This is a genomic window from Microbispora bryophytorum (assembly GCF_043197435.1).
GTDB classification, from domain to species: Bacteria; Actinomycetota; Actinomycetes; order Streptosporangiales; family Streptosporangiaceae; genus Microbispora; species Microbispora bryophytorum.
On sequence record NZ_JBICTF010000004.1, the window covers coordinates 205,114 to 228,038 of the forward strand.

General features: G+C 69.2%; 25 protein-coding genes and 1 tRNA gene. 19 read left to right on the plus strand and 7 right to left on the minus strand.

Annotated elements, in window-relative coordinates:
- The first annotated feature begins 52 nt into the window (after positions 1-52).
- The gene (locus ACGFIB_RS14480; protein ID WP_142574475.1) at positions 53-1,198 is read left to right on the plus strand and encodes an acetyl-CoA C-acetyltransferase; all 1,146 of its coding nucleotides are present in this window, start codon (positions 53-55) and stop codon (positions 1,196-1,198) included.
- An 82-nt stretch (positions 1,199-1,280) separates the two neighbouring features.
- Here the strand turns inward: ACGFIB_RS14480 and ACGFIB_RS14485 are convergent, their stop codons facing one another.
- Positions 1,281-1,430 (minus strand): hypothetical protein, encoded by a 150-nt coding sequence (locus tag ACGFIB_RS14485; RefSeq protein WP_167748393.1) that lies wholly within the window; start codon positions 1,428-1,430, stop codon positions 1,281-1,283.
- Positions 1,431-1,723: 293 nt separating this feature from the next.
- Between ACGFIB_RS14485 and ACGFIB_RS14490 the strand changes: the two genes are divergently transcribed.
- Entirely contained in the window at positions 1,724-1,882 is a 159-nt protein-coding gene (locus tag ACGFIB_RS14490) for a hypothetical protein (RefSeq protein WP_357249700.1), read from the plus strand.
- 64 nt (positions 1,883-1,946) lie between these two features.
- Here the strand turns inward: ACGFIB_RS14490 and ACGFIB_RS14495 are convergent, their stop codons facing one another.
- From ACGFIB_RS14495 to ACGFIB_RS14510, 4 genes are all read right to left on the minus strand, one after another.
- Positions 1,947-3,827, minus strand: coding sequence for an acyl-CoA dehydrogenase family protein (locus ACGFIB_RS14495; protein ID WP_373292456.1), 1,881 nt, complete (start codon positions 3,825-3,827; stop codon positions 1,947-1,949).
- Between the two features lie 37 nt (positions 3,828-3,864).
- Positions 3,865-5,250 (minus strand): sensor histidine kinase, encoded by a 1,386-nt coding sequence (locus ACGFIB_RS14500; RefSeq protein ID WP_357264498.1) that lies wholly within the window; start codon positions 5,248-5,250, stop codon positions 3,865-3,867.
- 10 nt (positions 5,251-5,260) lie between these two features.
- A complete protein-coding gene (locus ACGFIB_RS14505; protein WP_142574477.1) occupies positions 5,261-5,959 on the minus strand; it encodes a response regulator transcription factor in 699 nt (232 codons plus the stop codon).
- 79 nt (positions 5,960-6,038) lie between these two features.
- Positions 6,039-6,770 carry a class I SAM-dependent methyltransferase gene (locus ACGFIB_RS14510; RefSeq protein ID WP_142574478.1) on the minus strand — a complete coding sequence of 244 codons (732 nt, stop codon included), beginning with the start codon at positions 6,768-6,770 and terminating at the stop codon, positions 6,039-6,041.
- Between the two features lie 257 nt (positions 6,771-7,027).
- Between ACGFIB_RS14510 and ACGFIB_RS14515 the strand changes: the two genes are divergently transcribed.
- Both ACGFIB_RS14515 and ACGFIB_RS14520 read left to right on the plus strand, forming a co-directional pair.
- On the plus strand, positions 7,028-7,579 hold the full coding sequence (locus ACGFIB_RS14515) for an RNA polymerase sigma factor (protein WP_357264495.1): 552 nt from the start codon (positions 7,028-7,030) through the stop codon (positions 7,577-7,579).
- Positions 7,563-8,312 (plus strand): hypothetical protein, encoded by a 750-nt coding sequence (locus ACGFIB_RS14520; protein WP_357264492.1) that lies wholly within the window; start codon positions 7,563-7,565, stop codon positions 8,310-8,312. Before ACGFIB_RS14515 ends, ACGFIB_RS14520 begins: the two co-directional genes overlap by 17 nt.
- A 9-nt stretch (positions 8,313-8,321) precedes the next feature.
- Here the strand turns inward: ACGFIB_RS14520 and ACGFIB_RS14525 are convergent, their stop codons facing one another.
- On the minus strand, positions 8,322-9,341 hold the full coding sequence (locus ACGFIB_RS14525) for an adenosine deaminase (RefSeq protein WP_393371866.1): 1,020 nt from the start codon (positions 9,339-9,341) through the stop codon (positions 8,322-8,324).
- Between the two features lie 74 nt (positions 9,342-9,415).
- On the opposite strand from ACGFIB_RS14525, the gene ACGFIB_RS14530 reads away from it, so the two are divergent.
- The 3 genes from ACGFIB_RS14530 to ACGFIB_RS14540 all read left to right on the plus strand — a co-directional run bounded on the left by ACGFIB_RS14530 (position 9,416) and on the right by ACGFIB_RS14540 (position 11,134).
- A complete protein-coding gene (locus ACGFIB_RS14530) occupies positions 9,416-9,916 on the plus strand; it encodes a SigE family RNA polymerase sigma factor (RefSeq protein ID WP_142574482.1) in 501 nt (166 codons plus the stop codon).
- Complete coding sequence (locus tag ACGFIB_RS14535) at positions 9,913-10,926, plus strand: PASTA domain-containing protein (protein WP_393371870.1); 1,014 nt, start codon at positions 9,913-9,915, stop codon at positions 10,924-10,926. The genes ACGFIB_RS14530 and ACGFIB_RS14535 overlap by 4 nt, the downstream gene beginning before the upstream one ends.
- Positions 10,927-10,999: 73 nt before the next feature.
- A complete protein-coding gene (locus ACGFIB_RS14540; protein WP_393371873.1) occupies positions 11,000-11,134 on the plus strand; it encodes a hypothetical protein in 135 nt (44 codons plus the stop codon).
- A gap of 20 nt (positions 11,135-11,154) precedes the next feature.
- Here the strand turns inward: ACGFIB_RS14540 and ACGFIB_RS14545 are convergent, their stop codons facing one another.
- A complete protein-coding gene (locus ACGFIB_RS14545) occupies positions 11,155-12,360 on the minus strand; it encodes a pyridoxal phosphate-dependent aminotransferase (protein ID WP_142574484.1) in 1,206 nt (401 codons plus the stop codon).
- A gap of 235 nt (positions 12,361-12,595) precedes the next feature.
- Between ACGFIB_RS14545 and ACGFIB_RS14550 the strand changes: the two genes are divergently transcribed.
- From ACGFIB_RS14550 to rpoB, 12 genes are all read left to right on the plus strand, one after another.
- Positions 12,596-12,668: transfer RNA gene (locus ACGFIB_RS14550), tRNA-Trp, on the plus strand.
- 75 nt (positions 12,669-12,743) lie between these two features.
- Complete coding sequence (secE, locus tag ACGFIB_RS14555; RefSeq protein WP_030510284.1) at positions 12,744-13,001, plus strand: preprotein translocase subunit SecE; 258 nt, start codon at positions 12,744-12,746, stop codon at positions 12,999-13,001.
- A 56-nt stretch (positions 13,002-13,057) separates the two neighbouring features.
- A complete protein-coding gene (gene nusG / locus ACGFIB_RS14560; protein ID WP_393371877.1) occupies positions 13,058-13,876 on the plus strand; it encodes a transcription termination/antitermination protein NusG in 819 nt (272 codons plus the stop codon).
- 95 nt (positions 13,877-13,971) lie between these two features.
- The gene (gene rplK, locus ACGFIB_RS14565) at positions 13,972-14,403 is read left to right on the plus strand and encodes a 50S ribosomal protein L11 (RefSeq protein ID WP_139580512.1); all 432 of its coding nucleotides are present in this window, start codon (positions 13,972-13,974) and stop codon (positions 14,401-14,403) included.
- Between the two features lie 74 nt (positions 14,404-14,477).
- Positions 14,478-15,191, plus strand: a complete 714-nt coding sequence (gene rplA, locus ACGFIB_RS14570) for a 50S ribosomal protein L1 (RefSeq protein WP_142574486.1) — start codon at positions 14,478-14,480, stop codon at positions 15,189-15,191.
- 85 nt (positions 15,192-15,276) lie between these two features.
- A complete protein-coding gene (locus ACGFIB_RS14575; RefSeq protein WP_393371882.1) occupies positions 15,277-15,444 on the plus strand; it encodes a hypothetical protein in 168 nt (55 codons plus the stop codon).
- A gap of 161 nt (positions 15,445-15,605) precedes the next feature.
- Positions 15,606-16,463, plus strand: coding sequence for a LolA-like protein (locus ACGFIB_RS14580; RefSeq protein ID WP_357249723.1), 858 nt, complete (start codon positions 15,606-15,608; stop codon positions 16,461-16,463).
- Between the two features lie 225 nt (positions 16,464-16,688).
- Complete coding sequence (rplJ, locus tag ACGFIB_RS14585) at positions 16,689-17,213, plus strand: 50S ribosomal protein L10 (RefSeq protein ID WP_142574488.1); 525 nt, start codon at positions 16,689-16,691, stop codon at positions 17,211-17,213.
- Between the two features lie 77 nt (positions 17,214-17,290).
- On the plus strand, positions 17,291-17,686 hold the full coding sequence (gene rplL / locus ACGFIB_RS14590) for a 50S ribosomal protein L7/L12 (RefSeq protein ID WP_142574489.1): 396 nt from the start codon (positions 17,291-17,293) through the stop codon (positions 17,684-17,686).
- 350 nt (positions 17,687-18,036) lie between these two features.
- Positions 18,037-18,525, plus strand: a complete 489-nt coding sequence (locus ACGFIB_RS14595; protein WP_393371885.1) for a hypothetical protein — start codon at positions 18,037-18,039, stop codon at positions 18,523-18,525.
- Entirely contained in the window at positions 18,522-19,028 is a 507-nt protein-coding gene (locus tag ACGFIB_RS14600) for a hypothetical protein (RefSeq protein ID WP_393371888.1), read from the plus strand. Before ACGFIB_RS14595 ends, ACGFIB_RS14600 begins: the two co-directional genes overlap by 4 nt.
- A 420-nt stretch (positions 19,029-19,448) precedes the next feature.
- Positions 19,449-22,922 carry a DNA-directed RNA polymerase subunit beta gene (rpoB, locus tag ACGFIB_RS14605; protein ID WP_189104892.1) on the plus strand — a complete coding sequence of 1,158 codons (3,474 nt, stop codon included), beginning with the start codon at positions 19,449-19,451 and terminating at the stop codon, positions 22,920-22,922.
- Positions 22,923-22,925 lie beyond the last annotated feature (3 nt).

The window sequence follows — 22,925 nt, forward strand, 5'->3', positions numbered from 1 at the left end:
CTGAGGTAACCTCTCACTAACCGAACATTGCTCGGTTTCTTATGGAGGCACTGTGGCAGAGGCGTACATCGTCGGGGCGGTCCGCACGCCGGTCGGCAAGAAGAAGGGCGGGCTCTCCGCGGTCCACCCGGTCGACCTGGCCGCCCACACTCTTCAAGCGCTCGTCGAGCGCACCGGCGTCGATCCCGCCGCCGTCGATGACGTGATCATGGGCTGCGTCATGCAGTTCGGCCCGCAGTCCATGGACATCGCGCGCAACGCGTGGCTCAGCGCGGGCCTCCCGGAGACCGTGGCAGGAGTCACGATCGACCGGCAGTGCGGCTCGTCGCAGCAGGCCATCCACTTCGCCGCGCAGGGCGTGCTGTCGGGCACGCAGGACCTGGTCGTGGCGGCCGGCGTCGAGTCGATGTCCATCGTCCCGATGGGGTCGAGCATCTCGGCGGCGCTGGAGAAGGGCATGCCGTTCCCGTTCGGCGACAAGTGGGTCGAGCGGTACGGCAAGCAGGAGATCTCCCAGTTCCGCGGCGCGGAGCTGATGTGCGAGAAGTGGGGCCTGGAGCGTGACGAGCTGGAGCGTTACGCCTACGAGAGCCACCAGCGGGCCGCCAAGGCGATCGCCAACGGCCACTTCAGGGACGAGATCGCCCCGGTGAACGGCGTGGCCGACGACGAGGGCCCGCGGCCGGACACCACGCTGGAGAAGATGGCCGGGCTGAAGACCCTGCGCGAGGGCGGCCGGATCACCGCGGCCACCTCCTCGCAGATCTCCGACGGCTCCGGGGCGCTGCTCATCGCCTCGGAGCAGGCGGTGCGCGAGCACGGGCTGGTCCCGCGCGCCCGGATCGTCACGCTCGCGCTGACCGGTGACGACCCGGTCTACATGCTCACGGCGCCGATCCCGGCCACCCGCAGGGCACTGGCCAAGGCGGGGCTCACGATCGGGGACATCGACGTCATCGAGATCAACGAGGCGTTCGCCCCGGTGCCGCTGGCCTGGCTCAAGGAGATCGGGGCCGACCCGGCGCGGACCAACCCCAACGGCGGCGCGATCGCGCTGGGGCACCCGCTGGGCGGCACCGGCGCGATCCTCATGACCAAGCTCCTCCACGAGCTTGAGCGCACCGGCGGGCGGTACGGCCTGCAGACGATGTGCGAGGGCGGCGGCCAGGCCAACGTCACGATCATCGAGCGTCTCTGACCGTTCGCGCGAGGATCCGACCGTTCACGCGGAAAGGGCACCCCGGGCTTACCTGGGGTGCCCTTTCCGGCCACGAAGCGGCTTACTTGGCTCTCGGCAGCCGCCGCGGCTGCCGCACCGGCCGCATGGGCGGCGCCGGGATCTGGCGCGGCGGCGGAGGGAAGGAACGCTGGGGCTGCGGCGTGCGCGGGTTCTGCCGCTTGCCGCCCTTGCTGGACGCGCGAGTACGCATACGGGATCTCCTTGTACGTCGGGAACGCGGCACCGAGGTGCCGTCACTCAGCTGCCGCGTCGAATGGACAGGGCCGGAAAGCTGAGCGGATCAGCCACTCAGAGGGCTGATCAGCGGTCGCCGTACAGAATCCACATGCGGGTGACAGTAACAACTCGCCGTATCGCCGGACAAAGGGTTTTCGCTCCGTCCAAGGCGACCAAGCCGTCTCCAAGTGGATCACCAGACGTCGACAAGTGGGGCGTTGTGTACTCGAACACGTCAAACAGACGTTCCCTGCACAGGAGATACCAGTGAAGTCAATCAAGCGAGTCGCCGCCGTTCTCGCCACCACCGCCGTCGCGGTCACCACCTTCGGCGTCCTGTCCGCCCCGGCGCACGCCCAGAAGCCCGAGGGCTGGTACCGCTGCTACGTTCCGGGCTACGGCACGATGTGGTGCCTCGACGTGTGAGCCTGACCGACCTCGCCGCACGGCCCCGCCCCCCGCAATCGGGGGCGGGGCCGTGCCGTTCCCGTCAGCCGATGCGCCGGTGGACGTCCTCGAACATGGACGGGCCGGTGCGCTGAGAGGCGATCCACGGGCCCTCCAGCGACGGGTCGACGATCCCGTTCTCCATGAACGTGTACCGCCCGTCGAGCACCCGCCGGGCCAGCCGCACGTCCTCGTCGTCGGTGTTGTCCCACAGTCGGTCGAACAGCGCCTCGGCCCGCTGCCTGGCCTGGTGGCAGAAGGTGTCGGCCAGCTCGTACGGCTTGCGCCCGTGCTCGGCCGAGTCCTCCTGGGCGCGCACGCAGACCGCGGTGATGGCGAACAACTCGGCGCCGATGTCCACGATCCGCGACAGGAATCCCTGCTTGTGCTCCAGCCGCGCCTGCCAGCGCGACATGCCGTAGAAGGTCGATCGGGCGAGCTTGCGGCTGGTCCGCTCGACGAACCGCAGGTGCTGGGCCAGCGGGCCGAACTCGGCGTACGACGTGGGCACCTGACCGGGCCCGGTCACCAGGCTCGGCAGCCACCGGGCGTAGAAGGCGCCGGCCCGGGTGGCCGCCCGCCCCTTGGCCCGCAGGCCGGCCTTCGGATCGACGAGCTCGCCCGCCACCGACAGGTGGGCGTCCACCGCCTCGCGGGCGATGAGCAGGTGCATGATCTCGGTCGAGCCCTCGAAGATGCGGTTGATCCGCAGGTCGCGCAGCATCTGCTCGGCGGGTACGCCGCGCTCGCCGCGGGCGTGCAGCGACTCGGCGGTCTCGTAGCCGCGCCCGCCCCTCATCTGCACCAGCTCGTCCATGAGCCGCCAGGCCATCTCCGTGCTGTACAGCTTGGCGAGCGCGGCCTCGATGCGGATGTCGTTGCGCTCGTCGTCGGCCATCCGGCTGGCCAGGTCCACCACCGACTCCAGTGCGTACGCGGTGGCGGCGATGAAGGCGACCTTGCGGGCGATGGCCTCGTGCCGGCCGACCGGCCGGCCCCACTGGACCCGCTCGCACCCCCACTCGCGGGCGATCTTCGTTGCCCACTTCGCCGCGCCGACGCAGGTCGCCGGCAGGGAGAGGCGCCCGGTGTTGAGCGTGGTCAACGCGATCTTCAGGCCCTGGCCCTCGCGGCCGATCAGGTTCTCCACCGGCACGCGCACCTGGTGGAATCGGGTGACGCCGTTCTCGATGCCCCGCAGGCCCATGAACTGGTTGCGGTGCTCCACGGTGATGCCGGGGGAGTCCGCCTCGACCACGAAGGCCGAGATCTTGGCCCCGGTCCGTGCCATCACGACCAGCAGGTCGGCCACGACGCCGTTGGTCGTCCACAGCTTCACGCCATTGATCACGTACGCGTCGCCGTCCCGGACGGCGGTCGTCGACAGCCGGGCGGGGTCGGACCCCACGTCCGGCTCGGTCAGCAGGAAGGCGGAGATCTCGCCCCGGGCGCAGCGGGGCAGGAAGCGGCGCTTCTGCTCGGGGGTGCCGAACAGCCGCAGCGGCTGCGGAACCCCGATGGACTGGTGGGCCGACAGCAGCGCGCTGAGCGCGGGGGAGCACGACGTCACGAGTGCCAGCGCGCGGCAGTAGTACAGATGGCTCAGCCCCAGCCCGCCGTACTCCTCCTCGGTGGTCATGCCGAACGCGCCGATCGCCGCCAGGCCCTTGACCACCTCGTCCGGGATCACAGCGGTGCGCTCGATGAGGGAGGGATCGACCTTCTCCTGCAGGAACGCGCGCAGCGCGCGCAGGAAGTCGTCTCCCTTCTTGATCTCCTCCTCGGAGAGGCGGCGGGCGGGATACACGAGATCCAGCTGGAAGTCCCCGAGGAAGAGCTGCTTGCCGAAGCTCGGGCGGGTCCACTCCGTCTCGCGCGCCTGCTCGGCCACCTCCCTGGCCTTGGCGTACTCGGTCGTCATCATCGACCTCCTCGGCGGTGAAACGAGCTCTCCTCGTTAACTACCCGCCAGTAGCCTCTCGCATCGCGGGAAGCGCGATGTGTATGGCCGTTCCTCCGCCCAGGGAGGAGACGATGCGGCACCGGCCGCCGTGCGCCTCCACGATGGCCTTCACGATCGACAGGCCGAGCCCCGATCCGCCGGACAGGTGGTCCTCTCCGCGCTGGAAGCGGTCGAAGGCGCGTGCGGCCTGCTCCGGGCTCATCCCCGGGCCGGTGTCGCGCACCTCGATCGCCACCGACTCCGGGACGCGCTGCAGCCGTACGGTGGCCCGGGTGCCCTCGGGCGTGTGCGCCCGCACGTTGCCGAGCAGGTTGACGAGCACCTGGCGGACCCTGGCCTCGTCCACCGTCGCCACCAGGGACGGCGGCGCCTCCACCGTGACGGGGTAGGCAGGATCGAGGGCGGCCGAGTCGGCGGCCACCTCGCGGGCCATCTCGGCCAGGTCGGTCGCGTCGAGCGCGAGGGCGGTGCCCCGGTCGAGCCGCGCGAGTTCCAGCATCTCGCCCACCAGGCGGCCCATGCGGTCGGCCTCGGCCTCGATCCGTCCCATGATCTTGGGCAGATCCTCGGGCGGGATCGCCCCGGCCCGGTACAGCTCCGCATACCCGGAGATGGTCGACAGCGGGGTGCGCAGTTCGTGGGAGGCGTCGGTGGCGAAGCGGCGCACGCGGTCCTCCGACGCCTGCCGGTCGCGGAAGGCGTCGGCGATCCGGTCGAGCATGAGGTTGACCGCGGCGCCGAGCCTGCCGACCTCCGACGGGCCCTCGGGCATCCGGGCCGACAGGTCGACTCGCTCGGCCACGAGATGGGCGGTGCGCGCCATCTTGCCGAGCGGCGCCAGGCCGCCGGCGATCAGCAGCCGGCCACCCGCGGCGAGCAGCAGGATCAGCACCCCGCCGGTGGCCAGTTCGCTGATCAGGAGGTGGCGAACCGGGTCGTCCACCGCGTCCAGGGGCACCGCGATGACCATCAGCCGAAGGCCGCTCGGCGACATCGCCGCGGCCGCGATCAGTTGGTGACCGCCGCTCGGGTCGAGGTCGAAGGTGCGGCCCTGCGCCGCGTACGCCAGCAGCCTGTCCTTGCCCAGCGCCTCGGTCAGGCCGGGTACGGCCTCGGCCTCGTCGGCGTCACCGCCGACCAGGTGCGCGTGCTGCTCGGTGAGGTTGTAGACCGCGACGGCGTAGGTGGAGCCGGTCAGCGCCTGGTCGAGCGGGTCTCCCTCGACCACCCGGCGCGCCGCCGTGACGGTCGCGGCCACCACCTGCCCCTCCAGCCGCGTGCGCAGGTGGCCACGCAGGACGACGACGCTGACGAGGGAGAAGACGACGAGCAGGACCGCGCTCACGCCGAGGAGCCCGGCGAGCAGGCGTGTCCTGAGCGACATCACCGGTCCGTCACATGTCCTGGGGCGGGCGCAGGGAGTATCCGATGCCGCGCTGGGTGTGGATCAGCGGCGGGCCGAGCGGGTCGAGTTTGCGGCGCAGGTAGGAGATGTAGGTCTCCAGCACCTGCGAACTCCCGCCGTAGCCCCAGACCTCCTCCAGCAGGCGCCGCTTGGTGAGCACCAGGCCGGCGTTGGCCATCAGGAAGGCCAGCAGGCGGAACTCGGTCGGCGACAACTCCACCGGGACGCCGCCGCGCCGCACCTCCCAGCGTGCCTCGTCGAGCTCCAGGTCGCCGACCTGGAGGATCGGCCCGTGCGCCCGCTCGGCCGCCTCCGGCACGGTCGTACGGCGCAGCACGGCGCGGATCCGCGCGACCAGTGCCTCGACCGAGAACGGTTTGGTGACGTAGTCGTCGCCGCCGAGGGTCAGCCCGCGCACGGTGTCGGCGACCGCGTCGCGGGCGGTCAGAAAGATCACGGGAGGGTGCACGCCGTCGGCCCGGATTCGCCGGCAGACCTCGAAGCCGTCGATGTCGGGCAGCATGACGTCGAGGACGACCAGGTCGGGCTGGTTCGTCAGCACCTCGCCGAGCGCCGCGGCTCCCGTGCCCACGGCCGTCACCCGGAAGCCGTGGAACCTGAGGGCGACTTCCACGATGTCCCGGATGTTCGGCTCGTCCTCGACGACGAGGATCCTGGTTTCACTCATGGGGGACCCATTGTGCAGGTAGAAGGCATTTGTTGCACAATGCGGGTCTCCGGGGGCCGCTCCGCGCGGCATTCGTGCGTCAGCGCGGGACGCGGGCCACGCAGAACACGGTCTGGCCGAACGGGGGACGGACGAACCGCTCGATGAGCCGGGTCAGCGGCACGACGGTGCGGTCGTAGATCTTGACGAGCCGGGGGTCGGGGTAGCCCACGCCACCCCGCCGCACGGCCGCCCACCAGGCGATGCCGCCGAGGAAGTTGATCGGCTTGAGCACCTGCACGTCGAGGCCGGCGTCGGTGACCGTCTTGCGCAAGGTAGCGGGGGTGTAGCGGGTGACGTGCCCCACCTTGCGGTCGAAGTCCCCGTAGAGCTGCATGTAGCCGGGCACCCAGATGACGATGCGCCCGCCGGGAGCGGTCACCTTGGCCAGCGACCGCAGCGCCTCGGCGTCCTCCTCGATGTGCTCGAGGACGTTCATCATCACGACGGTGTCGACCGGGTCGGAAAGGGGGATCTCGGTCGGCAGGCCGAACTGGAGCACCGACACGTCGTCGCGGTCGGCGAACCTCTGGCGCAGTTGCTCCACGCAGTAGGGATCGAAGTCGCTCACCACGAGCCTGTCCAGGCGCGGCAGAAACTGCTCGGCGAAATGCCCGAGACCCGACCCGATCTCCAGGAGCGACCGCCCGACGTGCGGCGCGACCATGTCGAACTCGTACTGCCGGTAGTTCTTGGCCTCGTCGCCGCCGAGGTGGTTCTCCAGAGCCTCGTCCCCGGCCGCCGGCTGGACTACTCGGTCATACCCAGACATAGGATCCTCGATCTGCACGCTGACGGTCGTGGAAAGTGTAGTGCCCGACCCATCGGCGGGCGTCCGCTTCGCCGGAGGGGCCGCGGATGGGAGCTTCGCGCGGCTCTGTTCTTCGGGCGGCTCCATTCTTCAGGCAGCTCCGTTCTTCGGACAGCACGGTTCTTCGGACAGCATGGGGAATCCGTCGACACCCCTGTGGACGGAATGCCCGCCTGATCGTAGGCTTCACCTCCGCCCCGATCCCCCGATTGCCCTTTATGGACGACGACGAAGCAGTGATCCGCGCTCTGGCCGGTGACCTCGACGCCTACGAGGTGCTGGTCACCCGTTACAGCGCGGTCGCCCACCGTACGGCGAGCCTGCTCGGCGCGGCCGACGAGGCGCAGGACGTCGTTCAGGAGGCGTTCGTCAAGGCGTTCCGCCACCTCAAGGGCTTCCGCCGGGGCTCGTCCTTCCGTCCCTGGCTGCTGCGTATCGTGGCCAACGAGACCCACGACCTCACCCGGTCGCGTGGCCGCCGCTCCGACCTCGCCGTACGGCTGGGCCGCGAGCGGGAGCCGTACGGACCCGGGGACCCCGGGGACCCGGAGAGCGCGGCGGTGGACGCCGACGGCAGGGCCCGCCTGCTGGAGGCCGTACGCGCGCTGTCCGACGGGGAACGCGAAGCCGTGGTCTGCCGGTATTTCCTGCAGTTGTCCGAGGCGGAGACGGCCGAAGTCCTCGGCGTGCGGCTCGGCACGGTCAAGTCACGGACGTTCCGGGCCCTGCGGCGTCTGCGGGAGGAGGTGGGCCGTGAGCACTTCGGATGACAGAGATCCGATCGCGCCGGAGGACCTCGAGACGCGGCTGCGGGACCTCGGCGAGGAACTGGCCATGGCCCCCGTGCCGCCTCCCGCCGACGTGGCGCGTGCCGTACGCGCCCGCATCGAGGACGGCGGGGCCGGCGACAGGGCACGGCCGCGGGCCGCGTGGCGGCCGTCGCCGCGCGTCGCGGCAGCGGCGGTGGCGGTGCTGACGGCCGTGCTGCTCGGGGCCACACCGCAGGGCCGGGCCGCGGTCGTGTCGGTGCTGCGCATCGCGGGCGTCGAGATCCACGTGGGCGGCGCCGGGCCGCTGCCCACGGGAGTGCCGAGTCCGTTGCCCGGCGAGCGCCGGGTGACGCTGGAGGAGGCGCGGCGCAGCGCCCGCTTCCCCGTCGCCGTGCCGTCCGCGCTCGGCGAGCCGTCCGACGTCCGCCTCGCCGACGGCGGCCGGGTGGTGACACTGCTGTGGCCGGGCGTCCGGCTCGACGAGTTCGACGGCACGCTGGGCGTCGTCTGGCACAAGGAACTCGGAGAACCGTTCCCGGAGCAGGTGGGCGTCGTCGGCGGATGGTGGATCCCGCGCTCCCACGGCGTGTCGTACGTGCCAGGGGACGGCGGCGCGCCGCGCGAGGAGCGGGTGGCCGGGCCGACGCTCATCTGGCAGCACAAGCTGGTCGGGCTGCGGCTGGAGGGGCCGGACCGCGTCGAGGCCATGCGGATCGCCTCCTCGGTCCGGTGAGCCGGAGACTCACTTGGGGGAGGCGAGCCAGGCGTCGGCCTCGCTCAGCAACTCCTTCTTGACCGCTTCGGGCGCCGTCGACGACCGGATCGACTGCCGGGCGAGCTCGGCGATCTCCGCGTCGCCGAAGCCGTAGACGTCCCGCGCGAGCTCGTACTGCGGCAGCAGCCGGGCGCCGAACAGCAGCGGGTCGTCGGCGCCGAGAGCGATCGGCACCCCGGCCTCGAACAGCCGCCGCAGCGGCACGTCCTCGGGGCGTTCCGCCACCCCGAGGCCCACGTTGGACAGCGGGCACACCTCGCAGGTGACCTGCCGGTCGGCCAGCCGCTCCATCAGGCGGGGCGACTCGGCCGCGCGCACGCCGTGGCCGATCCGATCGGCGCCCAGGTCGTCGAGGCATTCGGCGACGCTCGCCGCGCCCAGCAACTCGCCGCCGTGCGGCACGGCGAGCAGCCCCGCACCCCTGGCGATCCGGAAGGCGTGCTCGAAGTCCCTCGCCCGGCCGCGCCGCTCGTCGTTGGACAGGCCGAAGCCCACCACGCCCCTGCCCTGGTAGCGGGCCGCCAGGCGGGCCAGCGTCCTGGCGTCGAGCGTGTGCCGGATGCGGTTGGCGGCCACGATCACCGCCATGCCGATCCCGGCCTGCCTGGCCGCCTTGTCCGTCGCGTCGAGGACGAGTTCGAGTGTCTCGGTCAGCCCGCCGAAACGCTGGGCGTACCCGGAGGGGTCGACCTGGATCTCCAGCCAGCGCGACCCTTCCCGGGCCTCGTCCTCGGCGGCCTCGCGCAGCAGCCGGTAGACGTCCTCGGGGCGGCGCAGCACCGACCGCGCGATGTCGTACAACCGCTGGAACCGGAACCAGCCGCGCTCGTCGGTCGCCCGCAGTTTCGGCGGCCAGTCCTCCACCAGCGCGTCGGGGAGGTGGACGCCCTGCTCCCGGGCGAGCTCGATCAGCGTCGAATGCCGCATCGAGCCGGTGAAGTGCAAGTGCAGGTGCGCCTTGGGGAGCGTGTTTAGTGGACGTGCCATCTCCATATGTTGCCGCATGTCGCTCTCAACCTGTCGCCGGGTTGGCGCGTTGGGGAGGGACGAAAGGGGAGCCCATGACCGAAGAAGACGAGGCGGCTTTCGACGAGTTCCTGGCCGCGCGCAGCACCGCCCTCCTGCGCACCGCGATCCTTGTCTGCGGCGCCTCCGAGTCCGACGCCGAGGACATGGTCCAGAACGCGTTGGAGAAGGTCTACCGGCACTGGCCGCGCATCCGGCACGACAACCCCGAGGCGTACGCGCGCCGGGTCGTGGTGAACGGCGCGATCAGCAAGGCCAGGCGGCGCAAGGTGCTCCGGGAGATCACCTTCGCCCAGCCGCCGGAGACACCCGTGGAGTCGCCCGACCTCGGCCTGCGGGACGTGCTCATCACCGAACTCAGGAAGCTGCCGGCCCGGATGCGGGCCGTACTGGTCCTGCGCTACTGGGAGGACCTGTCGGAGGCCGAGACCGCGGCGCTGCTCGGCTGCTCCGTCGGCACCGTCAAGAGCCAGGCCGCCCGCGGTCTGGCACGCGTGCGCGCACATATGGAGAACTTGGAAGGAGCGTCCGCATGAACGTCGAAGAGGCGCTGAGAGACGCCATGGCCGCCGAGGTCGTCGGCGTGCAGGCGCCGCCGTCACTGGGCCAGGCCGTCCGGCGGCGCAACCGGCGGCACGTGGTGCGATTTCGCGTGGCGGGAGCCGCCGTGCTCACCGCGGCGGCCGCGGTGGCCGTGCCCGTGGCGTTGACCGCCGGGCCCGGCGCCGTCCCGGACGCCGGCGTTCTCGCCGGGGCCGGCGCCACCGGCTCGGGAACTCCGGCCGCGTCCGCGACCGCGAGCGGCTCCGGCGACACGGTCGCCGTGCCCGGGAACGTTGTTCCCGACATGGTCGGCAAGAGCGCCGCGGAGAGCGACGCCGTCCTGAAGGAGGCCGGCTACACGGTGCGGGTCACGAAGGTCGTCAGCGACGGGGCCCCGGCGGGGACGGTCGTCGGCCAGACGCCGGCCCCCGGGACGACCGCTCCCGCCGGGGCGGCGGTAACGATCATCATCGCCACGGCGGCCGGCCCGGCCCCGTCCGCCACGACGGGCACGGAGGGCGCGCAGGACCCGTCGATGCCCCAGGACCTCGGCGATCTGGGGGACGGCCGGACGCTCGGCGGCGTGCACGTCGGCTACCTGCCCAAGGGGCTCGAATGGGGCAAGTGGTCAGGCAAGGACGGGTTCGGCAAGCGGAGCTACACCACGAGCTGGGTGGAGCCCGGGCTCGAACCCGGCATGTACAGCGTCCAGATGATCGTCTATCGGAAGGAGGCCGCAGAACAGTTCGCGAAGCGGCTTCAGAGCTTCGCCGCCCAGGGCGCGAAGCCGGTCGAGATCGGCGGCAGGAAGGCCTACCTGGTCAGCCTGTCCGATGGGGGCGAGCGGCTCAACGACGGGGGCACCCCGACGATCGCGTGGACCATCGCTCCCGGAGTCGGGGTCGAGGTCATGATGAGCCCTGACTACGCGGCCAAGCTCGGCAAGGCGGTGGGCGACAAGGAGCTCAAGAAGATCGCCGCCGGGGCCACCCTCGACAAGTGACCCTGCCCCGTTCCGCTTTGACGCCGGTGCCCGTCACCTGCCTCTGGGAGACGGGGCGCATCCGACTCAGCGCATGACGAAGGCCCGGTCCCACCTGGTGGGGACCGGGCCTTCGTGGCAGATTCGCGACGTCCTGGTGGCCTCGATGCTCGGCAGGCCCCTGCCCGACTGGCTTCTGTCCGACAGGTCCTTGCCCGACGGCCCCTGATGCTCGGTCGGCCTCGGTTCTCAGTGCGACTCGGCCAGGAGCTTGGCCACCCGGCTGACGCCCTCGACGAGGTCGTCGTCGCCCAGCGCGTACGACAGGCGGAAGTAGCCCGGGGTGCCGAACGCCTCACCGGGCACCAGCGCGACCTCGGCCTCTTCCAGGATGAGCTCGGCCAGCTCGGCCGAGGTCTGCGGGCGCCGGCCGCGGATCTCCTTGCCCAGCAGCGCCTTGACCGACGGGTACGCGTAGAACGCGCCGAACGGCTCGGGGCAGAGCACACCGGGGATCTCGTTGAGCATCCGGACCATGGTCTGGCGGCGCCGGTCGAACGCCGCGCGCATCTCGGCGACGGCCGACAGGTCGCCGGAGACGGCCGCGAGCGCGGCGGCCTGGGCGACGTTGGACACGTTCGAGGTGGCGTGGGACTGCAGGTTCGTCGCCGCCTTGACCACATCGGACGGGCCGATCAGCCAGCCCACCCGCCAGCCGGTCATCGCGTACGTCTTGGCCACGCCGTTCAGCACGACGACCCGGTCGCGCAGCTCGGGCACGGCGGTCGCGATGCTGGAGAACTCCGCCTCGCCGTAGACCAGGTGCTCGTAGATCTCGTCGGTCACGACCCACAGGCCCTTGTCCAGCGCCCAGCGGCCGATCTCCTCGACCTGGGCGGGGGAGTAGACGGCCCCCGTCGGGTTGGACGGCGAGACGAACAGCAGGACCTTGGTGCGGTCGGTCAGCTTCTCCTCGAGCTGCTCGACCGAGGCCAGGTAGCCGGTCGTCTCGTCGGTGACCACGTCGACCTGGACGCCGCCCGCGAGCTTGATCGCCTCCGGGTACGTCGTCCAGTAGGGCGCCACGACCAGGACCTCGTCGCCGGGGTCGAGCAGCGTGGCGAACGCCTCGTAGACCGCCTGCTTGCCGCCGTTCGTCACCAGGATCTGGGCGGCCTCGACCCGGAACCCGCTGTCGCGCAGCGTCTTGTCGGCGATCGCCTGCTTGAGCTCGGGCAGGCCCCCGGCCGGGGTGTACTTGTGGAACCTGGGGTTCCGGCACGCCTCGACGGCCGCCTCGACGATGTAGTCGGGCGTGGGAAAGTCGGGCTCGCCGGCGCCGAAGCCGATGACCGGGCGACCGGCCGCCTTCATCGCCTTGGCCTTGGCGTCCACGGCCAGAGTCGCGGACTCGGAGATCGCGGATATGCGCGCGGAGATGCGAGGTCGGGTCATGCCTCCATCGTTCCAGACGCGCCGCGCGGTTTCGTATCCATATCCAGGATGCGGACGGGTTCGCACGGTAGCTTTAGACCGCACAGGAACGGCACCCGGGCCGCCTCCGGGCGGTGCGGCGACCATGTGGTTCGACGGAGTGGTGAATCCCGCGTACACTTCACCGACTAGTGGGCCACATGAACGCCACGACGGACGCTTCTACGCGTTTCTCGGGTATCGTGGTGCACGGCTTAGGGCACTAGCGCAATTGGTAGCGCACCGGTCTCCAAAACCGGCGGTTGGGGGTTCGAGTCCCTCGTGCCCTGCGGAGTGCGGTCCGCGCAACAATGGCGTGAAAGCGCGCCGCAACTGCGACGGACACGACGGATCAGGTGAGGACTGTGGCGATCGACACCCGCGGTGAAACCGCTGGCAAGCCAGGCAAGCCGACCAGTGAGAAGAAGGCAAAGCGCACCTCGCCCGCTCTGTTCTACCGGCAGGTTGTCGCCGAGCTGCGCAAGGTCATCTGGCCCCGGCGCAATGACCTTATTTCGTACACGGTAGTTGTCCTGGTCTTCGTTGTGATCATGGTTGGGCTCGTGTTCGGGATCGATACGCTGCTGGGTAAGGCAGTGCTCTGGCTCTTCGGCGGATCCTGATCCCGCGCGAGACGTCATAGCACGTCAAGACACCAAGCGAAGTAAGGAAGAGTCCCGTGTCCGAGTCCCCGATGCCGACCGACCGCTCCCATGACGAGCATGACGAGTGGGGCACCGAGCAGGACGAGGCCGTAGCAGAGGCCGAGGAGACCACGGTCGCCGACTCAGACGGCGATGACGCCGCTGACACCGATGACGCCGGCGACGCCGCTGACACCGGTGACGGCGACGAAGAATCGGCCGAGGCCGCCGCGCAGGTCGACGAGGACGGTGACGTCCTTCCGGACGTCGACCCGGTCGAGGAGTTCAAGCGTCAGCTTCGCGGCCAGTTCGGCGAGTGGTACGTCATCCACTCGTACGCCGGTTACGAGAACCGCGTGAAGCAGAACATCGAGAGCCGTATCGGGTCCCTCAACATGGAGGACTTCATCTTCCAGGTCGAGGTGCCGACCCACACGATCACGGAGTTCAAGGGCGGCAAGAAGACTCCGATCAAGGAGCGAGTGCTTCCCGGTTACGTTCTGGTCCGGATGGACCTGACCGACGAGTCCTGGGCCGCGGTGCGTAACACCCCCGGTGTGACCGGCTTCGTCGGCCTGTCCAACAAGCCGAGCCCCCTGAACCTCGACGAGGTCGCCAAGCTGCTCGCTCCGGAGCCTTCCGAGGAAGTCAAGAAGGCCACGGCCAAGGCGACCACCGCGACCGTCGACTTCGAGGTCGGCGAGTCCGTCACGGTCATGGACGGGCCGTTCGCCACGCTGCCGGCCACGGTCAGCGAGATCAGCGCCGAGTCGCAGAAGCTCAAGGTCCTTGTTTCGATCTTCGGTCGTGAGACCCCGGTTGAGCTGTCGTTCAACCAGGTCTCGAAGATCTGACCGCCTCGCGTAGACTCGATAGCCGTCCTCACGCACGCCCTGCTTCGGCGTGCCTGTGAGGCTTTTGTAGGACAAAAGGACCCGGAGAAGGACGAATGCCTCCAAAGAAGAAAGTCGCGGCACTGGTGAAGGTCCAGCTTCCCGCTGGACAGGCCACCCCCGCGCCGCCGGTCGGTACCGCGCTCGGTCCGCACGGCGTCAACATCATGGACTTCGTCAAGCAGTACAACGCGGCGACGGAGGCCCAGCGGGGCAACATCATCCCCGTCGAGATCACCATCTTCGAAGACCGCTCCTTCACCTTCATCACGAAGACGCCGCCGGCGCCCGAGCTGATCAAGAAGGCCGCCGGTCTGCAGAAGGGCAGCGCGAACCCGCACAAGGACAAGGTGGGCAAGCTGACCCGCGAGCAGCTTCGCCAGATCGCCGAGACCAAGATGCAGGACCTCAACGCGAACGACGTCGAGGCCGCCGAGAAGATCATCGCCGGCACCGCCCGTTCCATGGGCATCACCATCGCCGACTGACTCTCAGCCGCAATCAAACGCAGTGGGAGGGCCGACGCGCGGGCCCGGACCACGATCTCCACGAGGAGCATGAAGTGAAGCGCAGCAAGAACTGGAAGAACGCGGCGGCCGAGGTCGACCGCGCGGCCCTGTACAACCCGCTCGACGGCGTACGGCTGGCCAAGAAGACCGCGACCACGAAGTTCGACGCGACCGTCGAGGTCGCCCTGCGGCTGGGCGTCGACCCGCGCAAGGCCGACCAGATGGTCCGCGGCACCGTCAACCTCCCGCACGGCACCGGCAAGACCGCCCGGGTCCTGGTCTTCGCGACCGGTGACCGTGCCGAGGAGGCCCGCGCGGCGGGCGCCGACATCGTCGGCTCCGACGAGCTGATCGACGAGGTGTCCAAGGGCCGTCTCGACTTCGACGCGGTCGTCGCCACCCCGGACATGATGGGCAAGGTCGGTCGTCTGGGCCGCGTGCTCGGCCCCCGCGGCCTCATGCCGAACCCGAAGACCGGCACCGTCACGCCCGCCGTGGCCAAGGCCGTCAGCGACATCAAGGGCGGAAAGATCGAGTTCCGGGTCGACCGGCACGCGAACCTGCACTTCATCATCGGCAAGGCGTCCTTCGACGAGCGTCAGCTCGTGGAGAACTACGCCGCGGCGCTGGACGAGGTGCTGCGTCTCAAGCCGTCGGCGGCCAAGGGCCGTTACCTCAAGAAGGTCACCTTCACCACGTCCATGGGCCCCGGCATCCCGGTCGACCCGAACGTGACGCGGGCGTTGACCGCTGAGATCGACGCCTGAGTCGTCACCCAGGCCGATAACGACGACGGAAGCCCCCGCCCTTTCCGGGCGGGGGCTTCCGCGCGTTTGGCGGCAAACCAGCCCCATGGCCGACGGGGTCCAGGTCGGCCTGCGCTCGGGGGACTTCGATGTGCCGGCCGCACTGCGTCGTTCCGGCCCGCCCTGCGCGCTGATCCCGTCCGAGCCGTCGGACATGGTGATGATGTCGCGTGCCGGCATGACCAGCCGGCGCGATCCGCCCCCGATCGCGTGACGCGGGACAGCCGCGCGGAGGCCGACTCTCAGGAGACCGACAAGGGCGATGTAGAGGTTTTGTGCACAGCTCATGAGGGTTCGCCCTGTAGCAGCGCACTGGTGGCGTTAGGCGCATAGGGTCAAGGGCAGGTAAAGGGGGACACCGAAGGGATGGAAACAATGCGACGACTACTGGTGGCCACCGGGGCGATGGCCGCGCTCACGGTCGCGGGATGCGGGACGACCGCGGCTCCGTCTCTCCAGAACGCGCAGCTCTCGGCGGCCGAGGTCATCCAGCAGACCGCGCAGAAGGCCGACGACGTCAACACCTATGCCGCGGACCTCGTGGTGAACGTGACCGACGCCAAGGGGGGTCAGGGAGGGGTCGTTCAGGGCACCATGCTCTACCAGAAGACCCCGCAGATTGCCTCCGACATCAACCTCAGCCAGGTGGCGTTCAACGGGCAGAGCGTGCCCGGCGGCGTACGGGTGATCCTTGAGGGCGACGTGGCGTTCGTGAAGGTCGACATGCTCAAGACCCTGGTGGGCGCCACCAAGCCGTGGATCAGGCTCGACCTGAAGCAGCTCGGCTCGCAGGCCGGCGTGAACGTCGACCAGTACCTCGCCCAGGCCCAGCAGTTCGACCTGAAGACGAGCGTCGCCATGCTCACCGCGTCCAAGGACGTCAAGTCGGTGGGCAGTGAGCAGGTCGGCGGGGTGGACACGACCCACTACTCGGGCTCGTTCCCGGTGGACGAGGCCGTCAAGCAGCTTCCCGAGGACCGGCGCGGCCGCATGCAGGGCGAGCTCGCGAACGCCAAGGACGTCAAGTTCGACGCCTGGATCGACGCTCAGGGCCTCCCGCGCAAGGTCGAGCTGAACGGCGGCAAGCCGGACGCCGGTACGTTCAAGGCCACGGCGATGTTCAAGTCGTTCAACGAGCCGGTTTCGATCAAGGCGCCGGCCGCCGACCAGGTCGGTGACCTGCCGCAGACGCTGCCGCACCTGACGCAGCAGCCGTCCGGCGCGGGAAGCTGATTTGGCGTCCTGCCGGTTGACAACGTAGTCTGTCTCCTGCCAAAGACCGCCGGTCGTCATCGGGCTGTACAGCCTGGTGACCGAAGGATCCACGTGAGTGGACGGCCCGCGTAGGTGTGGAGATGCTTGAGGACGTTCGACGTCCGTCCAAGCCCCGTGCGCCTGCGCCGGGGCTTGTCTGTTTTTCCGAGGCCCTTCGCCGGCGGCACATCTGGAAGGAGGCCCATGGCGAAGGCGGAGAAGAGCGTCGCGATCGCCGAGCTCAAGAGTGAGTTCGAGGGATCCAGCGCCGCCGTTCTGACCGAATACCGCGGTCTCACCGTCGCGCAGCTCAAGCAGCTGCGCGTCTCTCTCGGTGGGAATGCGAAGTTCGCCGTGGCGAAGAACACGCTTACCAAGATCGCGGCCAACAACGCCGGGATCTCTGCCCTGGACGACCTGTTCCAGGGCCCGACCGCCATCGCGTTCGTCAAGGGCGACGTCGTGGAGGCGGCCAAGGGTCTGCGTGACTTCGCCAAGGCCAACCCCCTCCTGGTGATCAAGGGTGGTGTCGTCGACGGCAAGTCGATGACGCCCGACGAGATCACGAAGCTTGCCGACCTTGAGTCCCGCGAGGTGCTCCTCGCGAAGCTGGCCGGCGCACTGAAGGCCAAGCAGTCCCAGGCTGCCGCCACCTTCGCCGCGCTGCCCACCACGATGGCTCGACTGGCCGAGGCTCTGCGCGCCAAGCGCGAAGAGGCCGGCGAGTAGGTCCGCGCAGCGGACGGGGGAAGCGCGCACCGCGGTCCCTTTAACGTTTTTTGCTCGATCCACTGGAGGAACACATCATGGCGAAGCTCAGCACCGACGAGCTGCTCGAGACCTTCAAGGAGATGACCCTCCTTGAGCTGTCCGACTTCGTGAAGGTCTTCGAGGAGACCTTCGACGTCAAGGCCGCCGCCCCGGTCGCCGTCGCCGCCGCCCCGGCCGCCGGTGGCGCTGGTGGCGCCGCCGAGGAGGCCGAGGAGCAGGACGAGTTCGACGTCATCCTCGAGGCCGCCGGCGACAAGAAGATCCAGGTCATCAAGGAGATCCGCGCCCTGACGAGCCTGGGCCTCAAGGAGGCCAAGGACCTCGTGGACGGCGCTCCGAAGCCGGTCTTCGACGGCAAGGTCAACAAGGAGCAGGCCGAGAAGGCGAAGGCTGCCCTCGAGGGCGCCGGCGCCACGGTCTCCGTCAAGTAAGACGGCCTCGTAACACGCTTCACCGAAGGGGCGGGTCCATCCAGGTGCCGGATGGGACCGCCCCTTTCGCATGCCCGGACGCCGTACGGACTCCAGACCCTATGGGCAGGGCGGGCCCGTTGATCTATCGTGCGGAATGGGGAGTGTCCGGCAGAGGCTGTCCGCCGCGAGCGTGGAACCAGGTGGATGCGTCGAAAGGCGGCGGAGGAGCTCGTGGCCGCGGGAGGCCGCAGGCGACGGCAACACGGCGGGGCGCCGCCACGCGCAGCAGGACATGGTTCGTCGGACACGACCGCGGATCCGCGCGACGTGAACGGGCCGAGACGACCGGGTGCTCAGGAGGTGCGGGAATGCGGCGCGCGCTGACCGGCGGGCTCGTCCTCCTCGTGGCCGCCTTGTCCCTGGCGGTCTACTGGATCGCCCGGGCGCGTACGGATGCCCTCACGGCGGCGCAGGACCGCGAGATGGCCGTGCAGGCCGCCGCGGCGCACGCCGTGAGCCTCATGTCGATCGACCACCGCCGCATCGACGACGACCTCAAACGCGCCCTGGCGACCTCCACGGGCCCACAGCGGGCGCAGTACGCCGCCGGGCAGGCGGCCCTCAGGGCCGCCACGCTGAAGAACAAGGCCGTCCAGACGGGAGTCCTGCGGGCGTCCGCGCTCGCCAGCATCGACGGCGGCCGGCGCACGGCACAGGTGCTGATCGTCGGCGACGCGGTGATCCATTGGGAGGACGGCAGGAAGGCCCCTCCTGAGGAGCGCTTCTTCCGCTGGCGCATGGACGTCACGAAGGCCTCGGGCCTGTGGCTGGTCTCGCGGGCGGAGCTGGTGCAGTGAGGCGTCTGCTACGGGCGTCGGCGGCCCTCGTGGCGGCCGGGCTGGCCGTCGCCGCCTTGTGGCTGCTGCTCGATCTGCGCCGCGTCCAGGCCGCCGAGAGAGCCTCCCGGGAGGCCCTCTCGGCTGCCCGGTCCTACGCTCCGGACATGTTGTCGTACGACTACCGTACGATCGAGCGGGACATGCTGAGGGCGGGCGCACACGCCACAGGGCAACTGGCGGAGCATTACCGGACGCTCGCGAAGACGCTCGGGCCGCAGGCGCGGGAGCGGCGGACGGTGCAACACGCGGTGGTGGCCGCCGCCGGCGTGGAGTCGGCGACGCCGACCGAGGTCCGGGTGCTGCTGTTCGTGAACATGGTCACGACGCGGTCGGGCCCGGGTCAGGAGGAGCCGAAGCAGCAGGTCAGCCAGGGAAGGGCGCGCCTTGTCATGGTGACGCAGGGCGACGGCTGGCGGGCCTCCCGGCTGTCCACGCTCCTGGGTGACACGCCCGTTCCCTGAGCACGTAGCTAAATTGTTAGTAAAGACGACGTTTAGACCGTGCCGGTGGATGGGTATCCACGGCACGGTGGCGTCGATCGACGGTCAGCGTTGGGTCGTTCGCGTGACTGAGCGTTACCCGTCTCCGGTCCCGGGTAGGGACTGGATCCCCGGCGGTCGCTTGGTCCCGAGGGCGGGAAAACCCAGCGTGACGCCTGTCGGTTAGGCGAAATGTCGGCTCCCGGGCTTGACGTTTCGGCGCTGACGGGTGATGCTGCCACCAACGTGGAGCGCAGAGCGATAGCGGAGTGGACAGGTGTATGCCGATCGGCTACACTGCCCCTTTGCGCTGCCCTTTGACGACCGTCTCTCTGAGTAACTCTTAGTCCTGGTCGTCTGGCGTGCGTGTAGTCAGTCCGCGAGCCCTCGGAAGGACATCTGTTGGCAGCCTCGCGCAACGCCTCCGCCGTACCCGCCGGTCCCCGAACCGTGTCGTTCGCACGCATCGAGGAGCCGCTCGAAGTACCCGACCTTCTCGCCCTGCAGACCGAGTCCTTTGATTGGCTGCTCGGAAACGAGAAATGGAAGGGCCGGGTTGAGGCGGCTCGCCAGGCCGGGCGCAAGGACGTCCCGGCCCAGTCGGGTCTTGAAGAGATCTTCGAGGAGATCAGTCCCATCGAGGACTTCTCCGGAACCATGTCCCTGTCGTTCCGGGACCACAGGTTCGAGCCGCCCAAGTACTCAGTCGATGAGTGCAAAGACAAGGACATGACCTACTCCGCCCCGATGTTCGTCACGGCGGAGTTCATCAATAACACCACAGGTGAGATCAAGAGCCAGACGGTGTTCATGGGCGACTTCCCGCTCATGACGTCGAAGGGCACCTTCATCATCAACGGCACCGAGCGTGTCGTGGTCTCCCAGCTCGTCCGGTCGCCCGGTGTCTACTTCGACCGCAGCGTCGACAAGACCTCCGACAAGGACCTGTTCGGCTGCCGGGTGATCCCGTCGCGCGGCGCCTGGCTCGAGTTCGAGATCGACAAGCGTGACAGTGTCGGCGTGCGCATCGACCGTAAGCGCAAGCAGCCCGTGACGGTGCTGCTGAAGGCGCTCGGCTGGACCAGCGACCAGATTCTGGAGCGTTTCGGTCAGTACGAGTCGATGCGGGCGACTCTGGAGAAGGACCACACCTCTGGTCAGGACGACGCGCTGCTGGACATCTACCGCAAGCTGCGTCCGGGCGAGCCGCCGACCAAGGAGTCGGCGCAGGCGCTGCTGGAGAACCTGTACTTCAACCCGAAGCGCTACGACCTCGCCAAGGTCGGCCGTTACAAGATCAACAAGAAGCTGGGCGTCCAGGCCGACATCACCCAGGGCACGCTGACCGACGAGGACATCGTGTCCACCATCGAGTACATCGTCCGGCTGCACGCCGGTGAGGACTCGATGGGCCCGGAGGGCTCGGTGGTCGTCGAGACCGACGACATCGACCACTTCGGCAACCGCCGTCTGCGCAGCGTGGGCGAGCTGATCCAGAACCAGGTCCGGCTGGGCCTGGCCCGCATGGAGCGTGTCGTGCGCGAGCGCATGACGACGCAGGACGTCGAGGCGATCACGCCGCAGACCCTGATCAACATCCGCCCGGTCGTGGCGTCGATCAAGGAGTTCTTCGGCACCTCGCAGCTGTCGCAGTTCATGGACCAGACCAACCCGCTGGCCGGCCTGACGCACAAGCGGCGTCTGTCCGCCCTCGGCCCGGGTGGTCTGTCGCGTGAGCGGGCCGGCTTCGAGGTCCGCGACGTGCACCCGTCCCACTACGGCCGGATGTGCCCGATCGAGACGCCGGAAGGCCCGAACATCGGCCTGATCGGCTCGCTGTCCTCCTATGGGCGGGTCAACTCGTTCGGCTTCGTCGAGACGCCCTACCGCAGGGTCGTCGACGGCCGGGTCACCGAGCAGATCGACTACCTGACCGCGGACGAGGAAGACCGGCACGTCGTGGCGCAGGCCAACACCGGCCTGAACGCCGACGGCACCTTCGCCGAGACCCGCGTGCTCGCCCGCCGGAAGGGCGGCGAGTTCGAGGCGGTCCACCCGTCCGAGGTCGACTACATGGACGTGTCGCCGCGTCAGATGGTGTCGGTGGCGACGGCGATGATTCCGTTCCTGGAGCACGACGACGCCAACCGGGCGTTGATGGGTTCGAACATGCAGCGTCAGTCGGTGCCTTTGCTGAAGAGCGAGGCTCCGCTGGTGGGTACGGGGATGGAGTATCGCGCGGCGACCGATGCCGGTGATGTGATCACGGCGGAGAAGGCCGGTGTGGTGGAGGAGGTCTCGGCCGACTACATCACGGTGATGAACGACGACGGTACGCGGACGACGTATCGGGTGGCGAAGTTCAAGCGGTCGAACCAGGGCACCTGTTTCAACCAGAAGCCGATCGTGGCCGAGGGGGATCGGGTCGAGCGGGGTCAGGTCGTCGCCGACGGTCCGTGCACGGACAACGGTGAGATGGCGCTGGGCAAGAACCTGCTGGTGGCGTTCATGCCGTGGGAGGGTCACAACTACGAGGACGCGATCATCCTGTCCCAGCGTCTGGTGCAGGACGACGTGCTGTCGTCGATTCACATCGAGGAGCACGAGGTCGACGCCCGCGACACCAAGCTGGGCCCCGAGGAGATCACCCGGGACATCCCGAACGCCTCCGAGGACGCGCTGGCCGACCTGGACGAGCGGGGCATCATCCGGATCGGCGCCGAGGTCGTCACGGGCGACATCCTGGTGGGCAAGGTCACTCCCAAGGGGGAGACGGAGCTGACGCCCGAGGAGCGGCTGCTGCGTGCGATCTTCGGTGAGAAGGCGCGTGAGGTTCGTGACACCTCGCTGAAGGTGCCGCACGGTGAGTCGGGCAAGGTCATCGGGGTGCGGGTGTTCAGCCGTGAGGAGGGTGACGAGCTTCCTCCGGGTGTCAACGAGCTGGTCCGGGTGTATGTGGCGCAGAAGCGCAAGATCACCGATGGGGACAAGCTGGCCGGTCGTCACGGCAACAAGGGCGTCATCTCCAAGATCCTGCCGGTGGAGGACATGCCGTTCCTTGAGGACGGCACGCCGGTCGACATCGTCCTCAACCCGCTGGGCGTGCCCGGCCGTATGAACGTCGGTCAGGTGCTGGAGACCCACCTCGGGTGGATCGCCGCACGTGGCTGGGACGTCTCCGGGGTCGAGGAGGCCTGGGCCGAGCGCCTGCGCGACAAGGACCTGGACAGGGTCGAGCCCTGGACCAAGGTCGCCACGCCGGTGTTCGACGGCGCCAATGAGGAGGAGATCGTCGGCCTGCTCGACAGCACCCTGCTCAACCGGGACGGCTCCCGCATGGTGGGGGAGAACGGCAAGGCGCGGCTGTTCGACGGCCGCTCCGGCGAGCCGTTCCCGCACCCGATCTCGGTGGGCTACATCTACATCCTGAAGCTGCTGCACCTGGTCGACGACAAGATCCACGCTCGCTCGACCGGCCCGTACTCGATGATCACCCAGCAGCCGCTGGGTGGTAAGGCGCAGTTCGGCGGCCAGCGTTTCGGCGAGATGGAGGTGTGGGCGCTGGAGGCCTACGGCGCGGCATACGCGCTGCAGGAGCTGCTGACGATCAAGTCCGACGACGTACTGGGCCGAGTGAAGGTCTACGAGGCCATCGTCAAGGGCGAGAACATCCCCGAGGCGGGCATTCCCGAGTCCTTCAAGGTCCTCATCAAGGAGATGCAGTCGCTCTGTCTCAACGTCGAGGTCCTCTCCAGCGACGGTATGTCGATCGAGATGAGGGACACCGACGAGGACGTCTTCCGCGCGGCGGAGGAGCTCGGCATCGACCTGTCCCGGCGTCCCCACGAGGGCGCGATGACCGTCGACGAGGTCTGATTC

Excerpts from the sequence above, each read along its gene's own strand:
- ACGFIB_RS14525 (WP_393371866.1), bottom strand. The coding sequence starts at position 9,341 with ATGGCACGTCCACTAAACACGCTCCCCAAGGCGCACCTGCACTTGCAC.
- ACGFIB_RS14545 (WP_142574484.1), bottom strand. The coding sequence starts at position 12,360 with ATGACCCGACCTCGCATCTCCGCGCGCATATCCGCGATCTCCGAGTCC.
- rplJ (WP_142574488.1), top strand. The coding sequence starts at position 16,689 with ATGGCGAAGGCGGAGAAGAGCGTCGCGATCGCCGAGCTCAAGAGTGAG.
- ACGFIB_RS14515 (WP_357264495.1), top strand. The coding sequence starts at position 7,028 with ATGGACGACGACGAAGCAGTGATCCGCGCTCTGGCCGGTGACCTCGAC.
- ACGFIB_RS14595 (WP_393371885.1), top strand. The coding sequence starts at position 18,037 with ATGCGGCGCGCGCTGACCGGCGGGCTCGTCCTCCTCGTGGCCGCCTTG.
- ACGFIB_RS14510 (WP_142574478.1), bottom strand. The coding sequence starts at position 6,770 with ATGTCTGGGTATGACCGAGTAGTCCAGCCGGCGGCCGGGGACGAGGCT.
- ACGFIB_RS14575 (WP_393371882.1), top strand. The coding sequence starts at position 15,277 with ATGGCCGACGGGGTCCAGGTCGGCCTGCGCTCGGGGGACTTCGATGTG.
- ACGFIB_RS14540 (WP_393371873.1), top strand. The coding sequence starts at position 11,000 with ATGACGAAGGCCCGGTCCCACCTGGTGGGGACCGGGCCTTCGTGGCAG.
- ACGFIB_RS14580 (WP_357249723.1), top strand. The coding sequence starts at position 15,606 with ATGCGACGACTACTGGTGGCCACCGGGGCGATGGCCGCGCTCACGGTC.
- rplL (WP_142574489.1), top strand. The coding sequence starts at position 17,291 with ATGGCGAAGCTCAGCACCGACGAGCTGCTCGAGACCTTCAAGGAGATG.
- ACGFIB_RS14500 (WP_357264498.1), bottom strand. The coding sequence starts at position 5,250 with ATGTCGCTCAGGACACGCCTGCTCGCCGGGCTCCTCGGCGTGAGCGCG.
- ACGFIB_RS14535 (WP_393371870.1), top strand. The coding sequence starts at position 9,913 with ATGAACGTCGAAGAGGCGCTGAGAGACGCCATGGCCGCCGAGGTCGTC.
- ACGFIB_RS14530 (WP_142574482.1), top strand. The coding sequence starts at position 9,416 with ATGACCGAAGAAGACGAGGCGGCTTTCGACGAGTTCCTGGCCGCGCGC.
- rplK (WP_139580512.1), top strand. The coding sequence starts at position 13,972 with ATGCCTCCAAAGAAGAAAGTCGCGGCACTGGTGAAGGTCCAGCTTCCC.
- ACGFIB_RS14505 (WP_142574477.1), bottom strand. The coding sequence starts at position 5,959 with ATGAGTGAAACCAGGATCCTCGTCGTCGAGGACGAGCCGAACATCCGG.
- ACGFIB_RS14495 (WP_373292456.1), bottom strand. The coding sequence starts at position 3,827 with ATGATGACGACCGAGTACGCCAAGGCCAGGGAGGTGGCCGAGCAGGCG.
- ACGFIB_RS14485 (WP_167748393.1), bottom strand. The coding sequence starts at position 1,430 with ATGCGTACTCGCGCGTCCAGCAAGGGCGGCAAGCGGCAGAACCCGCGC.